This is a genomic window from Pseudomonas sp. S2_A10 (assembly GCF_054668465.1).
Map to the genome: position 1 here is coordinate 4,502,326 of NZ_CP162773.1, position 13,173 is coordinate 4,515,498.

General features: G+C 59.7%; 17 protein-coding genes. 5 read left to right on the top strand and 12 right to left on the bottom strand.

Features of this window, described 5'->3' with window-relative positions:
• Positions 1-54: 54 nt before the first annotated feature.
• The 6 genes from AB4N41_RS20225 to AB4N41_RS20250 are packed head-to-tail and all read right to left on the bottom strand — an operon-like array spanning position 55 to position 5,483.
• Complete coding sequence (locus AB4N41_RS20225; RefSeq protein WP_041478681.1) at positions 55-1,998, bottom strand: response regulator; 1,944 nt, start codon at positions 1,996-1,998, stop codon at positions 55-57.
• Complete coding sequence (locus tag AB4N41_RS20230) at positions 1,988-2,863, bottom strand: sensor histidine kinase (RefSeq protein ID WP_041478682.1); 876 nt, start codon at positions 2,861-2,863, stop codon at positions 1,988-1,990. The genes AB4N41_RS20225 and AB4N41_RS20230 overlap by 11 nt, the downstream gene beginning before the upstream one ends.
• The gene (locus AB4N41_RS20235; RefSeq protein ID WP_252877989.1) at positions 2,856-3,869 is read right to left on the bottom strand and encodes an ATP-binding protein; all 1,014 of its coding nucleotides are present in this window, start codon (positions 3,867-3,869) and stop codon (positions 2,856-2,858) included. The genes AB4N41_RS20230 and AB4N41_RS20235 overlap by 8 nt, the downstream gene beginning before the upstream one ends.
• Positions 3,866-4,270 (bottom strand): anti-sigma regulatory factor, encoded by a 405-nt coding sequence (locus AB4N41_RS20240; RefSeq protein WP_016774465.1) that lies wholly within the window; start codon positions 4,268-4,270, stop codon positions 3,866-3,868. The genes AB4N41_RS20235 and AB4N41_RS20240 overlap by 4 nt, the downstream gene beginning before the upstream one ends.
• Entirely contained in the window at positions 4,267-4,629 is a 363-nt protein-coding gene (locus tag AB4N41_RS20245; RefSeq protein WP_056785183.1) for an STAS domain-containing protein, read from the bottom strand. The genes AB4N41_RS20240 and AB4N41_RS20245 overlap by 4 nt, the downstream gene beginning before the upstream one ends.
• 2 nt (positions 4,630-4,631) lie before the next feature.
• Positions 4,632-5,483 carry an STAS domain-containing protein gene (locus AB4N41_RS20250; RefSeq protein ID WP_252877990.1) on the bottom strand — a complete coding sequence of 284 codons (852 nt, stop codon included), beginning with the start codon at positions 5,481-5,483 and terminating at the stop codon, positions 4,632-4,634.
• Between the two features lie 260 nt (positions 5,484-5,743).
• On the opposite strand from AB4N41_RS20250, the gene AB4N41_RS20255 reads away from it, so the two are divergent.
• Positions 5,744-6,007, top strand: a complete 264-nt coding sequence (locus AB4N41_RS20255; protein ID WP_110647015.1) for a hypothetical protein — start codon at positions 5,744-5,746, stop codon at positions 6,005-6,007.
• A gap of 56 nt (positions 6,008-6,063) precedes the next feature.
• Here AB4N41_RS20255 and AB4N41_RS20260 read toward each other — a convergent pair whose 3' ends face one another.
• Positions 6,064-6,585 carry a DUF4142 domain-containing protein gene (locus AB4N41_RS20260; protein WP_056785185.1) on the bottom strand — a complete coding sequence of 174 codons (522 nt, stop codon included), beginning with the start codon at positions 6,583-6,585 and terminating at the stop codon, positions 6,064-6,066.
• 204 nt (positions 6,586-6,789) lie between these two features.
• Here AB4N41_RS20260 and AB4N41_RS20265 point away from each other — a divergent pair, with 204 nt between their 5' ends.
• Both AB4N41_RS20265 and AB4N41_RS20270 read left to right on the top strand, forming a co-directional pair.
• Positions 6,790-7,044 (top strand): DUF465 domain-containing protein, encoded by a 255-nt coding sequence (locus AB4N41_RS20265; protein WP_041478686.1) that lies wholly within the window; start codon positions 6,790-6,792, stop codon positions 7,042-7,044.
• Positions 7,045-7,142: 98 nt separating this feature from the next.
• Positions 7,143-7,307 (top strand): hypothetical protein, encoded by a 165-nt coding sequence (locus AB4N41_RS20270; RefSeq protein WP_167351301.1) that lies wholly within the window; start codon positions 7,143-7,145, stop codon positions 7,305-7,307.
• Positions 7,308-7,438: 131 nt separating this feature from the next.
• Here the strand turns inward: AB4N41_RS20270 and AB4N41_RS20275 are convergent, their stop codons facing one another.
• From AB4N41_RS20275 to AB4N41_RS20285, 3 genes are all read right to left on the bottom strand, one after another.
• Positions 7,439-8,515 carry an SMP-30/gluconolactonase/LRE family protein gene (locus AB4N41_RS20275; RefSeq protein ID WP_150635537.1) on the bottom strand — a complete coding sequence of 359 codons (1,077 nt, stop codon included), beginning with the start codon at positions 8,513-8,515 and terminating at the stop codon, positions 7,439-7,441.
• Positions 8,512-9,657 (bottom strand): sterol desaturase/SRPBCC family protein, encoded by a 1,146-nt coding sequence (locus AB4N41_RS20280; protein ID WP_252877991.1) that lies wholly within the window; start codon positions 9,655-9,657, stop codon positions 8,512-8,514. Before AB4N41_RS20280 ends, AB4N41_RS20275 begins: the two co-directional genes overlap by 4 nt.
• A gap of 111 nt (positions 9,658-9,768) precedes the next feature.
• On the bottom strand, positions 9,769-10,632 hold the full coding sequence (locus tag AB4N41_RS20285; RefSeq protein WP_056785192.1) for a LysR family transcriptional regulator: 864 nt from the start codon (positions 10,630-10,632) through the stop codon (positions 9,769-9,771).
• A gap of 350 nt (positions 10,633-10,982) precedes the next feature.
• Between AB4N41_RS20285 and AB4N41_RS20290 the strand changes: the two genes are divergently transcribed.
• Together AB4N41_RS20290 and AB4N41_RS20295 are read left to right on the top strand one after the other, a co-directional pair.
• The gene (locus tag AB4N41_RS20290) at positions 10,983-11,459 is read left to right on the top strand and encodes an MbcA/ParS/Xre antitoxin family protein (RefSeq protein ID WP_041478690.1); all 477 of its coding nucleotides are present in this window, start codon (positions 10,983-10,985) and stop codon (positions 11,457-11,459) included.
• Positions 11,456-11,950, top strand: a complete 495-nt coding sequence (locus AB4N41_RS20295; RefSeq protein WP_016774476.1) for an RES family NAD+ phosphorylase — start codon at positions 11,456-11,458, stop codon at positions 11,948-11,950. Before AB4N41_RS20290 ends, AB4N41_RS20295 begins: the two co-directional genes overlap by 4 nt.
• 105 nt (positions 11,951-12,055) lie before the next feature.
• Here the strand turns inward: AB4N41_RS20295 and AB4N41_RS20300 are convergent, their stop codons facing one another.
• Together AB4N41_RS20300 and AB4N41_RS20305 are read right to left on the bottom strand one after the other, a co-directional pair.
• Positions 12,056-12,373, bottom strand: coding sequence for an SCP2 sterol-binding domain-containing protein (locus AB4N41_RS20300; protein WP_252877992.1), 318 nt, complete (start codon positions 12,371-12,373; stop codon positions 12,056-12,058).
• A 63-nt stretch (positions 12,374-12,436) separates the two neighbouring features.
• Positions 12,437-13,147 carry a histidine phosphatase family protein gene (locus AB4N41_RS20305; protein WP_252869341.1) on the bottom strand — a complete coding sequence of 237 codons (711 nt, stop codon included), beginning with the start codon at positions 13,145-13,147 and terminating at the stop codon, positions 12,437-12,439.
• Positions 13,148-13,173: the final 26 nt, after the last annotated feature.

The following is a 13,173-nucleotide window of genomic DNA, read 5'->3' on the forward strand; positions in this document are numbered from 1 at the left end:
ATCTGCGCACACTGATGCCCCTGTGGGAGCTGGCTTGCCAGCGATGGCGCCAGTTCAGGCGCCATCCAGCGTGCGGCGGACCTTGTCGAGCAGTTCGCTGATCTGGAACGGTTTGACCAGCATGTCCATGCCTGTACCGAGGAAGACCTGGCGGTTGAGCGCGGTTTCGGCGTAGCCGGTCATGAACAGGATCGGCAGCCCTTCGTGCCAGCCACGGGCAACATCCGCCAACTCCCGCCCGCTCATGCGCGGCAGGCCGACGTCGGTCAGCAGCAGGTCGATCGACGGGTCGTTCTGCAAGCGCTCCAGCGCCGATTCGATATCCGCCGCTTGCGTGCAGCGATAGCCGGCATCCTCCAGCACTTCGGTGACGAACAAGCGCACCGTGGCCATGTCCTCGACGATCAGCACATGCTCGCCACTGCCTTTCGCGTCAGGCACGGGCACAGGTGCGTCGGCCCCGGTCGGGTCGTTGGTGCCGGGCAGCATGATCGTCACTTCGGTGCCACGGCGGGCAACGCTGCGAATGTGCGCGTCACCGCCGGATTGGCGGGCGAAGCCGTAAATCGTCGACAGACCGAGCCCGGTGCCCTGGCCCAGCGGCTTGGTAGTGAAGAACGGCTCGAACACCTTGTCGATCACGTTGTGTTCGATGCCGGTGCCGTCGTCGCGTACCGACAATGCCACGTACGCGCCATCGGCCAGATTCGGATCGCCGTGGGAATAAGCGGCGTAAGTATTGACCCAGATATTGCCGCCGGAGGGCAGGGCATCGCGGGCGTTGATCACCAGGTTGAGCACCGCGCTTTCCAGCTGCACCGGGTCGACCAACGCAATCGCCGGTTTGTTGGTCAATTCCAGCTTGAGGGTGATGCGCTCACCGATGGTGCGCACCAGCAATTCTTCCAGCGAGCGGACATGCTCGTTGATGTCCACCGGCCGTGTATCGAGCGGCTGCTGGCGGGCAAATGCCAGCAGACGATGGGTCAATGAGGCCGCGCTCATGGCTGAGTTCAGCGCTGCTTCGGTATAGAACTGCACCTTGTCCAGACGCTCATCGGCCACGCGTTTCTGGATCAGTTCCAGGCTGGTGATGATCCCGGTCAGCAGGTTGTTGAAGTCGTGGGCGATACCGCCGGTGAGCTTGCCCAGCGCATCCATTTTCTGCACTTGCAGCAATTGCGCTTCGGCGTGCACGCGCTCGGCGACTTCCTTGGCCAGCTGCGTGGTGGTGTCATCCAGCCGCGCCAGATGCGAGCGCTCGCGATGGCGGTGCTCGGTGACGTCTTCAACAAACACCAGGCTCAGCTCTGGCGTGCGATATGGCGAAATCTGCCATTGCGTCTCGCGAATCTCGCCCTGCACGCGCATGTTCAGCGTGCCTTTCCAGCGCTCGCCGTCGACCAGACGCAGACGCAGTTCATCGAGGATCGAGCATTGATCTTCGGCGAAGCATTCACGCAGCGCCTGCGGATCGCGGTTATCGACGATCAATTGGGCGAATGCGTGATTGCATTCATGCACTTTCAGATTGGCATCGAGCACGGCGATCGGTGCCGAGACGTTGGCGAAAATCTCGCGGAAACGCGCCTCGCTTTCGCGCAGGGCATTTTCCGTGTCGCGCACCCGCAGCAGGGTACGCAGGGTCGCCAAGAGCACATCGGGGTCGACCGGGTGAATCAGATAAGCATCGGCACCCGCGTTGAGACCAGTGATGATATCGCCGGTCTGGATCGACGCCGCTGACACATGAATCACTGGCAGCAGCGCGGTGCCCGGGTCGGCGCGCAGCAGGCGGACGATGTCGAAACCGCTCATGTCCGGCAGGTTGACGTCGAGGATCAACGCATCGAGGGCTTCGCCCTCGATCAGGGCCAGGCCGTCGCTGCCGGTGCCGGCTTCGAGCACCGTGTAGCCATGGCGCTCCAGGCGCCGGCGCAGGGCGTAACGGGTGGCGACGTTGTCATCGACGATCAACAGGCGGATGTCACGATTCATCGACGTTCTCCAGAGCGATTGCCAGCGGGATGATGACAAAGAACGTCGAGCCGACGCCCGGCGTACTGTCTACCCCGACTTCACCGCCGAGCAGGGCGGCGAAACGCTTGCACAGTGACAGACCCAGACCGGTGCCGCGCAGACGTTTCTGCAATGGCGAATCGACTTGGGAGAAGTCTTCGAACAGCGTGTCATGCAGTTCGGCCGCGATGCCGATGCCGGTGTCGCTGACGGCAAAGCGCACTTTGTCTTCACCTTCCATTCGCGCCGATACCCGCACTTCGCCACGGGTGGTGAATTTCAGTGAGTTGGAAATGAAGTTGCGCAGGATCTGCCCGAGCTTCTTGTCATCGGTATACAGGCGCGGCAGGCCCAGCGGCTCTTCGAAGATCAGATCCACCGCCGAGGCGTCGACGATTGGCCGGAACATCCCGCGCAGGGCGGAGAACAGGTCGAACATGTCGAACCAGGCCGGGGAAATGCTGATGCGCCCGGCTTCGATCTTCGCCAGATCGAGCAGGTCATCAACCATGTCGCTGAGCTCGCGGGCAGCGGTGCTGACGAAGGCTACCTGCTTGTGCTGTTCAGGGCTGAGCGGACCGTCGAGTTCGTCAGCGAGCAGACTGTTGATGCTCAGTATCGAGCCCAGCGGCGTGCGGAATTCATGGCTCATGTACGACAGGAAGCGGCTCTTGAGATCCGATGCCTGACGCAGTTCTTCGGCCTGATTGTCGAGCTCGGCGTACAGCGCCAGAACACCCTGGTTGGTTTCATCGAGTTCTTCGCGCAGGGCAGTGGTTTCGCGCTGCAACTGAGCGATGAGCGCCGCCTGTTCGGCGTGGCTCAAGTGAGTCGATTCAGCCATGGGCGGCCTCCAGAGCCACGACCAGCACCGTCACGTCATCGCGACCACGGCAAAAGTCGCGGTGCAGGACGCTGGCTATCACGGCAGGATGGCGATGCACCAGGCCGGGGTAGTCTGCAAGATTCCAACGGGACTGTAGGCCGTCGCTGTACATGATCAATAAATGTCCGTTCACGTGAGCATAGTCAAAGGGTTTGGCTTTACGGTACTGGCCGCCAACGATACCGGGGTGTGAGGCCAGGCCGCGGGATTTGCCAGGCTCCAGTAGACTGGCGCCGATGTTACCGACACCGGCGAACGTCAGGCCGTCGCGCTGGCTGTCAAACTGCGCGAACGCCACGGCGCCACCGCGCGTGCCGAGCATTTCCTGATGCAGGTCTTCCATCAATACCACAGGATCGGCAAACGGTGCCCGGGCGAATGCCCGGGCACCGGCCAGGCCGGCACGTTCGGCGTCTTCGCCATGGCCGAGGCCATCGACCACCAGCGCGCTGATCCGCGAGCCTTCATACGCCAGATGCCAGACATCGCCGCAGGCTGGATCGGCATGCAGCGAATGCTGGCTGACGCCGAAGCGGATATCGGCCTGACGATCGCTGCGCGGAAAAATTCGCGCCAGCAACACCGCGCCACGGTGGTCGGCGTAGACATCGAAGACACTGGTCTGCCGCGATACGGCGCCGAGGCCGATGCCCTGCGTACCGCCAGTGGAAAAGCCATCCGCCAGACAGGCATCCAGGTCAAAGCCCTGGGCCCGATCCACGGTCTGCATTTCGATGCCGAAACCGCTATCCGGCCGAGCCAGTACACGCAGGTGAAATTCACCACGCTGGGCATGCTTGAGCACGTTGCTGGCCAGTTCGGTCGCGACCAGCGCCACGCGGCCGGCATCGTTTTCGTCGAAGCCATGCTGCTCGGCGAGTTTCTGCGCGGTGCGCCGCGCGTGGCCGATCTGGCTGCTGTCCTCGATCGGCAGAACCTGGGTCAACGACCCGGTGATATTCATGTCCATCGTGTGATCGTAATGCGCGTGCCTTTGCCGGGCTCAGTGTCGAGTTCGAATTCATTGACCAGGCGCTTGGCGCCAGTCAGGCCAAGGCCCAACCCGCTGCCGGAGGTCCAGCCGTCGGTCATCGCCAGTTTGATGTCGGGGATGCCAGGGCCTTCGTCGCGGAAGGTGATACGCAAACCGACCCGGCCGTTTTCCTCGAGAATCTGCCAGTCCATGTCGCCGCCGCCGCCATAGACCATGGTGTTACGCGCCAGCTCACTGACAGCGGTCACCAGTTTGGTCAGGTCGATCAGGCGCATGCCACATTCGGTGGCGAGCTTGCGCGTGGTCTGGCGGGCCAGCACTACGTCCTGTTCAATGAGAATGGGTTGCGTACCGCTACTGCGCACGGTCATTGTGCAAGTACTCGTTCCCGCAGCAGTTTCATCCCGCGTTCGACGTTCAGGGCGGTGCTCACGTCTGGCAAAGTCATGCCCAGCTCAACGAGCGTGATCGCCACTGCCGGCTGCATGCCGACCAGCACGGTTTTGGCGTCCATGATTTTCGACAGCCCGGAAATGTCGCCGATCATGCGCCCGATGAACGAATCGACCATGTCCAGCGCCGTGATGTCGATCAGCACGCCCCGGGCGGATGTCCGGCTGATGCGCTCGGACAGATCGTCCTGCAGGGTCAGGGCGAGTTGGTCATGCATGTCGACCTGAATGGTCACCAGCAAGATATCGCCCATTTGAAGAATCGGAATACGTTCCATGGTCAAGCCGTCTTGACGAGGCTGACACCCAAGCGGGTCAGGGCCAGTTTCAATGCGTCGGCCAGGTTGGCCTTGGTCACTACGCCTTGCAGATCCAGACCCAGGTGCACGATGGTTTGCGCAATCTGCGGACGCACGCCGCTGATGATGCAATCGGCGCCCATCAGACGGATTGCGGTCACGGTTTTCAGCAGGTGCTGGGCGACCAGGGTGTCAACGGTCGGCACGCCGGTGATGTCGATGATGGCGATTTCCGAACCGGTGTCGACGATACGTTGCAGCAGCGATTCCATTACCACTTGGGTGCGCTGCGAATCGAGGGTGCCGATCATTGGCAGGGCGAGGACGCCATCCCACAGCTTGACCACCGGAGTCGACAGTTCCAGCAGCTCTTCCTGCTGACGCTTGATCACCGCTTCACGGGATTTCTGGAAGGTGCCGATGGTGTGCATACCGACGGTGTCGAGCAATTCGGAGACTTCCAGCAATTGCTCGGCCAGCAGTGCCGGCTGGTCCTGATAATGGTTTTGCAGCAGGGCGAACAACGGGCCTTTCAGGGCAAAGATGAAATTGGCGGTTTGCTGGGAATCCTGGCCGAGCAGGGCGCGGCTCTGCGACAGCTTTTCAAGGAACTGACGGGTATCCTCCCAACCCGCAGCGGCAATCTTGCTGCCGTTGCCGTTTTCCAGACCCGCCAGGAGCAGGCCCAGCAAGTCGCGGGTTTGCTGAGCGACGTCGTGTTCCTTGAGGTTGCGTGTGGCGCCGCTGGCTTCGAGGCGTTTGGTCCACTCGCTCAACAGCTGAGTCTGGTTGTTCTTGATTGCTTCAACTGTGCTGTTCTGCAGTGCTGCCATGTGCGTGTCGCTCCGTTACGTATATGGGCCGGCTCGGCGAAATGACCGGCGCGATTTGACTGACATTTACCGCTTGAAATAGTTGTTCAGCTAGCGATGAATTTTTCTGCCTGCCGCGTCGAACGCCCCGCTAACTCTAGTCGGCGTGGCGGCAGGCAACGATCTTTTGAACGAATCTACGGCGTCAGGCTTCGAATCTGCATGCCCGACGTTTTCCAGTCGTGCTGGAAGAAGGAGGCAGGACTATGAATGAGGTGGATATGAACGAGCAAGCGCCGCAACAGCAAAATCAGTCCTCAGAGTCAATTAACCGCAACGACCCGGCCATCGACCCGCAAACGCCGGGGCAAAATACTCCCGCGCCGGTTGAAGAAGGGCAGGCGGACAGCGCGGCTGCCGAGGTCGATCAAAAGCAGCATCACAACGACAACAGCAACGACTTCAGCCCCGGCTTCAAGCCTGACCCTGACCGTCCTGAACCGGGCGAAAGCACCGACGCCGATATTGACACCGATGGCGGTTGATCGCTGAAACGCAAAAAGGCCGCATCGAAGGATGCGGCCTTTTTATTGCCGGCCGGTTACTTGCTCGGATGTTTGGCTTGCAGCTCTTTGGCGTGGGCCAGGTGTTTTTCCAGCGCTGGCAACATCTTCTGCGCAAACGCTTTCAGTTCAGTAGCGCCCTTGGCCTTGTCATCGGTCACGGTGTTCGCCTGCTTCTTGAACAGCTCGATGGTCTCTTCGTGAGCCTTGACCTGGTTGTTGGCGTAGGCCGCATCGAAGGATTCATCGCGCATGTCGAGAATCTTTTCCTTGGCCTGCTTGACCAGGGTGGTGTCGTCAGGGACTTCGATGTCATTGGTGGTCGCGATCTTCTTCAGCTCTTCATTGGCCTTGGTGTGATCAGCGATCATTTGGTTAGCGAAGGCTTTGATGTCGGCTGACTGGCTTTTTTCCAGTGCCAGCTTGCTGGTTTCGATTTCGGCGATGCCACCAGCGGCGGCATTGTCGACAAAGTCGTTGTCGGTTGCGGCAAAGGCGCTGCCCATGCCGGCAGACAGTGCAACAGCCAGAGCGAGATGACGCAGGTTGAATCCGTCCATTGGGTATCTCCACGCAGGTTTTTGTGAGCGTTATCCAATGGAGCGAGCGCAGACGCCAAAGGTTTTATCGCATTTACGACAGGGCGACGAACGGCAACCGCTGGTCTGACAGGGAGTCGACAGAAGTCATCGGGCAAGGCCATGCTGATAATGAGTCAGCGCATCGGTCGCGCTGGTTGTCGATCAAATTGATGGAGGTGTTTCATGCCGGTTTCACATGATCTGTATCAGGACCTGGGCTGCAAGAAGGAAGAGATCGAGCAAAAACGCTCCGAGGATCCGAAGCTGGATTCGCTGCTCAACAAATATTTCGACGTGGATAAAGCCGTGGTCGAAGCCGAGAACGCCCAGTCAGACGCCCCCACTGACGACGAATTGAAAAAGCTCAAAGAGAAGCGCGTGATCGTCAAGGAACAGATCGTTGCTCAACTCGCCGGGCAGCCGCTGACGGGACAGTAGTCCCCCGACCCGTGGTCATTTTTGAAGGGAACGGCTACGGCCAATGGCACCTCCAATGTGCAGAGTCTGCAAACCATCGACTCGTTGCGAGGTGCCATATGAACGACCCCAAATTCCCCAGTGAAGAGCAGGGTGGTTTCGACCCGATTCCTACCCGTCCTGAACCGAACAGCCCGGCGCATACCACTGCGCATCCGGAAAAAACCGTGAAGGAACTGCCGGAGGATGAAGATCCGGACAAGTTCGACCGGTCCGGCAACTGACAGACCGCTATCGCTGGCAAGCCAGCTCCCACAGGTTCATCTGGTGAACACATATTTGGAGTTCACACGGACACTGTGGGAGCTGGCTTGCCAGCGATATCGTCGGTCCATACGGTGAAAATTTTTCTGTTTTACTTAAGCGCCGCATCCAACCCCATTCGCCCCATATGCATGGCCTTCAACGAGCCGAAATACAACCACTGCCCATACTCGCGCACCGTGGTAATCGGCGAATAATTGCCTTCGCTCGCGTCCTGCAGATTGGCAATCACCTTGCCGTCCAGATCCAGTCCCAGCACAAACCCACGCTTTTCGACAGGCTTGGGTAAAACCGTCAAAGCCCGCACGATCATCTTGCGCACGAACGGGTGTTCAGCGGTGCCATCGAGCAAGGCATTGCGCGGCGCATACAGCGCTACCCAAAAGCGATTGCTGCCATTGAACGAGAGGTTGTCCGGAAGCCCCGGCAAGTTGTCGATGAACACATCATGGGTACCGGCCTTCGGCCCGCTCAGCCAGTAGCGACTGATGCGGTAAGCACCGGTCTCGTTGACCAGCACATAGGCCTCGTCCGGACCAAGAGTGACGCCATTGGCAAACTGCAACTTGTCGAGCAAGACGCTGGTCTTGCCGGTTTGAAAGTCGTAGCGCAGCAGACGTCCGTCGGCGCCGTGCTCAATGATCGCCTCGCCGTCATGACCATAGCCCCAACGGCTCGAGGCATCGCTGAAGTAGGCGTAGTGGCCTGACTTGTCGACCGCTACATCATCGGTAAATCCAAATGGCACGCCGTTGGCCTCGGTGGTCAACGGAATCACGCGGCCCTGCGCATCCAGCGACAGCAAGCCTTTGACCGCATCGGCAACTACCAGCATGCCGTTCGGATGACGGGCCAGGCCAAGTGGACGGCCACCGGTGTCGGCCAGGACCTTGCGCTGCGTACCGTCGAGGCTGCTACGGATGAGCCTGCCGTCATGCAATCCGGTGATGAGGAATTCGTCTTCCAGTAGCAACGCCTCAGGCCCTTCAATGTCGCTCGGCCCGACCTTCGCCACAGCTTTGAGGCGCTGGTTGTCCGCGTAGATGCCGTCTTTCAATGACGGCGCCAGTGGCGGCGTCCAGGCGACCGGTTCGACCTTGGTCGGCAGCAACAACAAGAAGGCGATCACGAGAACGATCAGCAGGCACAGCACATAACGTAATTTCACGCGCTGGCCCTCGCCGCGCCGATAAATTGCGCAGCCATGTCGCGCAGGGCGAGCATGGACGCGGCAGATTCCCGCTCGATGCGCCGCTTGAGCAACAGGCGATTGGCAAGACGCATGAGCAAACCGTCAAAGCGATATTCCAGCGTGCGCGAGAAACGCGTGCCGCCAGCCTCCACTGAGCACTCGTAAGTCAACCGCAGGGACAAGCCCTGATCACTTTGCGCGCGTGCGCACCAGCGCCGGCCCGGCAGATATTCAGTAACCTCCCAGCGCAAGTGACCGGCACGTCCGCCGGCATGGATGTCCTCTTCGAAACGTGCACCGGCATGCAGTGGACCTTGCGGACCGTCAATCTTCAATGAGGAGGGATGCCAGTCCGGCCAATGACTGACGCTGGCGGCATAAGCCAGCACGGCGACCGGTTCGCCGGCGATATCGATCTGGTGCTGCATGCGCGTCATGGGCATTTTTGAATAACTCAAAGGGGCGGGTTCCGGCTCGCGGTACAGCGTGCCGAACAGGTAGTCCATCAAGGGCAGAACGATGTTGAAATTGCGCTCCTGCATACGCTCGCGGCGGTGATGCAGTTCGTGCAGACGGCGCATCTGGCGAATCCACGGCAAACAAGTCAACGGATTCTGCGGTGGCAGATGTTGACAGGCATGGAATACCTCATAGAGCAGATAACCGAGCACCATGCACCCGGCAAACAGCCCGGCGACATTGGCGTTGACCTGCGCGAGCAGCCACCAGAGGGGCAGGGTGATCAATAGCGTATGAATGACGATCAGCCAGGCTGGAAACAGAATCACTCGCCAGTCCCGCGCGCTGTCGTAGGTCATATGGCCGGGGGTGAAAAAGCTGTGATGGTCGCCGGCATGTCGTGCGTAGAACATCTTTGCGAAAGCTTTTTTGCGATGGCCCAGATGACGATGGACCATGTACACGCCGAAGTTGAACAACAACAGGCTCAGCGGCACTGTCAGCCATTCCAGCCAGCTCACTGAATGCACCGTGCGCCAGAACGCAGCGACGGTGAAAATGCCGAACAGCAACACGAACGCGCCATGCAACCACGGATTGTATAAAGGATGAATGGCCGCACGGTAGCGGCTGCGGAATGCCTCGGTGGTCTGCCTCAACGCTTTCACCTGCGGGTATTGTTGTTATACCCGGCAGATTAGCCGATCCGCTGACTTGTGCAGGGCGAACCTTGCGGCCTTAAGCGCCATGCTCTGGACTGAAGCCGCCCGTCAGCTCAACGGGTTCCAGCGCTGCGACCAGTCATCATCGGTGCGGATCACCTCGCGCAACAGATCGAAGGCCTGTTGCAGCACTGCCGAGTCGCGATCGCGGGAATACACCAGATAGGTCGGATAACCGAATTCCGGGGCTTTGGTGACGGCTTCCAGCGCGCCGGTCTCCAGATAAGTGCGCACGACCCGGGTACGGAAATAACCGCTGCCACCATGTTCGAGGATGTATTGCAGGGCCAGTGGGCCAAGGTTGAAGCTCAGCGCGGCTTTGGCTTTTTCCGGCAGGGCGGCGTCGTGCTGACGACGAAAGTCCGGTCCCCAATCGATGTAGACGTAAGGCTCCGGACGCTCGGGCGCGCGCACCAGAATCAGTTTTTCCTCCAGCACTTGCTCGACCTGCAATCCCGGCCAGTATTCCGGTTGATAAACCAGCGCCGCATCGAGCACACCGAGTTCGAGCTGACGCAAAAGATTTTCGCCGTCGCGAATTTCCATGCGCAGTGCGTGGCCGGGGATTTTCTCCCGCAGTTCCGCCGCCCAACTGAGCATCAGCGGGTTGCACAGGCTGACCTCACCGCCAATGTGCAGAACGTTGTGATAACCCTCGGGCAGCGGCAAGTCGCGGCGCGCGGCTTCCCAGGTCTGCACCAGTTGATTGGCGTAGACCACGAACGCTTCGCCATTGGCCGTCAACTTCGCCCCGGCGCGATTGCGCACGAACAGCGTACTGCCCAGCTGGCCTTCGAGTTTCTGCACCCGTGCGGTGATCGCCGTTTGTGTGACGAACAGCTTCTGCGCGGCGGCGGCAAGACTGCCGTGGCGGACGATTTCGAGGAAAGTGCGGGCGAGGTCGATGTCCATGGGGCAGGGCCGATATCTGAAGGTGGGGCGCATTGTAAGTCAAAAGTCCCTCTCCCCAACTTGAAAGCAGCAATGGACTGAACCGCTGAAAATTGCGTTTCAGTCCTACGGAAACAGGAGCGTTTTGATCAGATGAGGGGATATTTCTGACGACTTTTTCAGGTTGGTCGTCGGACGCCGGATCTATAGGATCAGTCCTGACATTGAAGTCATCGAGCGCACAGATCGCTCTGGACCTGGACAAAGGATGGACTATGCGAATCCCACTGATTGAAAGCCATACGCCTGCTTACTCGCCTCGCCATTACTGGCGCGACGACCGCGCGAGATGCCCCTCGGAGGACGTTGCCATGCCGAGCGCCAAAGTGCCCCGGCTCACGGGCTTGAAGAGGCTTGAGGGCAAGCCTCTGGAATTGCTGTTGCGAGGGCAGGACACCGGCGACGATCCGATGCTCATCCTGCGCTGCACAAGCGAAGGATTTGAGCTGCTCGATGTGGTGAACATGATCGCAACCTCCGAGCTGTACCAACAGGGAGAGATGGTCAAACGTATCACCGGCAAATCTGTGAGAACCGTGCGACGTCTGCTCAAGGAAGGCGCGTCGGTGCGCCTGGACACGCCGCAGAGCATCATCGCCTACCAATATGCGGCAGCGCTGGAACTGGCCATCGAGGTGTTCGGGCGACAGGCCAAGGCCGAATCATGGCTGGAGCAACGCGCCACTTACTTCTACGGTTATGTGCCGCTCGATCTGGTTGGAAATGCGTTGGGCTTCAGGATGGTGGAGGAGTATCTGAACCAGATCAAATACGGGGTTTATCAATGAATCCCTTGCCCTGGGATGATCGCTGGTACGCGTGGCGGCTGGATCGCGAGGTGTACAGCGAGACCTGGGACAGCGGCCTGGGGTCGAAACGGGACGGCGGTCGCTGGAATACGCCCGGCCGCAGAGTCGTTTATGCGTCGGTCGACCCCTCCACGGCGATACTGGAGGTGGCCGCCCATGGCAGCTTCGATGCACTTGATCAGGAGCCCTACGTATTGACCTGTTTTGAAATCACCCACGACGCCAGCGTCAGAATCGTGCAACCGGAAGATGTGCCCAATCCGCATTGGCTCACCCCGATAAAAACCTCGCCCAACCAGCGAAAGTTTGCCGACGCACTGCTGGCTGAACATCCATTTGTTCTGGTGCCATCGGTGGCCACCCGACACTCGTGGAATTTGCTGGTGAGTTGCGATCTGGCGGAAGGTCAGTTCAGGATGGTTTCGCAAGAGCGGTTTGGGCTGGATACGCGGTTGTTGCAGGAGGGTTGATCGTACCTACGCGAACGGAGAGCGAAGCCGAGGCCTGCGCTGATCCCCTTGCATGAACGACAAATCCCGCCAAAAGGGCGGGATTTGTTTGAACCAGGCTGCTTCTTACGCAGGGAACAGCTCGGACAGTTTCATCGACAGCATCATGTCGCCTTCAACGCGCAGCTTGCCGCTCATGAAGGCCTGCATGCCGTCGGTCTCGCCGCTGACGATACCTTTCAGGGTTTCGCTATCCAGCACCAGCGTGCAGTTGGCGTCCGGGTTTTCGCCTTCCTGAATGTTGCAGGTGCCGTCTTTGACGATCAGTGCGTATTGCTTGTCTTCGTCGGTGATTTTGAAACCGAAGACCAGATCCAGACCGGCAGCGGCGGCTGGGTTGAACTTGGCTTGCATTGCTTTTACGGCATCAGCTACGGAGGTCATGGTTCGATCCTTTCTTGGTCATGGGAGCTGGGTGGTTACAGCCAGGGTCACAGTAAGCCGGACTCAGCGAAAAGTGATGAGTTCCGGGGCCTTCAGCAGTTGCAGGTGTGCGTGACTGTTGAAGGAAGCCAGAGCCACCTCGCGACCACGAAACTTCAGTTGGTTGAGCGAGGTGTTGACGATTTGCCAGTTCAATTCAAAGGCCTGTCTGGCAGGCATTTGCGTAATCAGGTGGAGCAGGGCAGTGATGGTGCCGCCGGAGGTAAACACGGCGATTTTCTGGTTCTTTTCTGCCAGATCGAGGATGCGGTGCAGCCCGGCCTGAACCCGTTCGACGAAACCCAGCCAGCTTTCCAGTCCGGGTGTGTCGTAGGTGCCGGCAAGCCAGCGCTCGACGATCAGGGCGAAGATGCGCTGGAATTCACCGCGGTTCTGCGCGGCGTTGCGCAGGATGTCGAGGGCTTCCGGCTCTTCCGGCAGCATGGCCGGGAGCAGGGCGCGGATCACCGCGTCGGCGTCAAATTCGTTGAAGGCGGAATCGGTTTCGAGGACTGGAACCGGCAGGCCTCTGGCGCTGAATTGCTCCAGTGCACTGGTGGCCGTGTGCTGTTGGCGACGCAGGTCACCGGCAAGGCAACGATCGAAGCTGATATCAAGGTCGGCGAGGTGCTGGCCGAGAATTTCTGCCTGACGCACACCGGTCGGCGACAGGACATCGTAATCGTCTGCACCAAAGGAGGCCTGGCCATGTCGTATCAAGTAGATGCTGCCCACGTCCGCGTCGTCCCGGTACGTTGAAG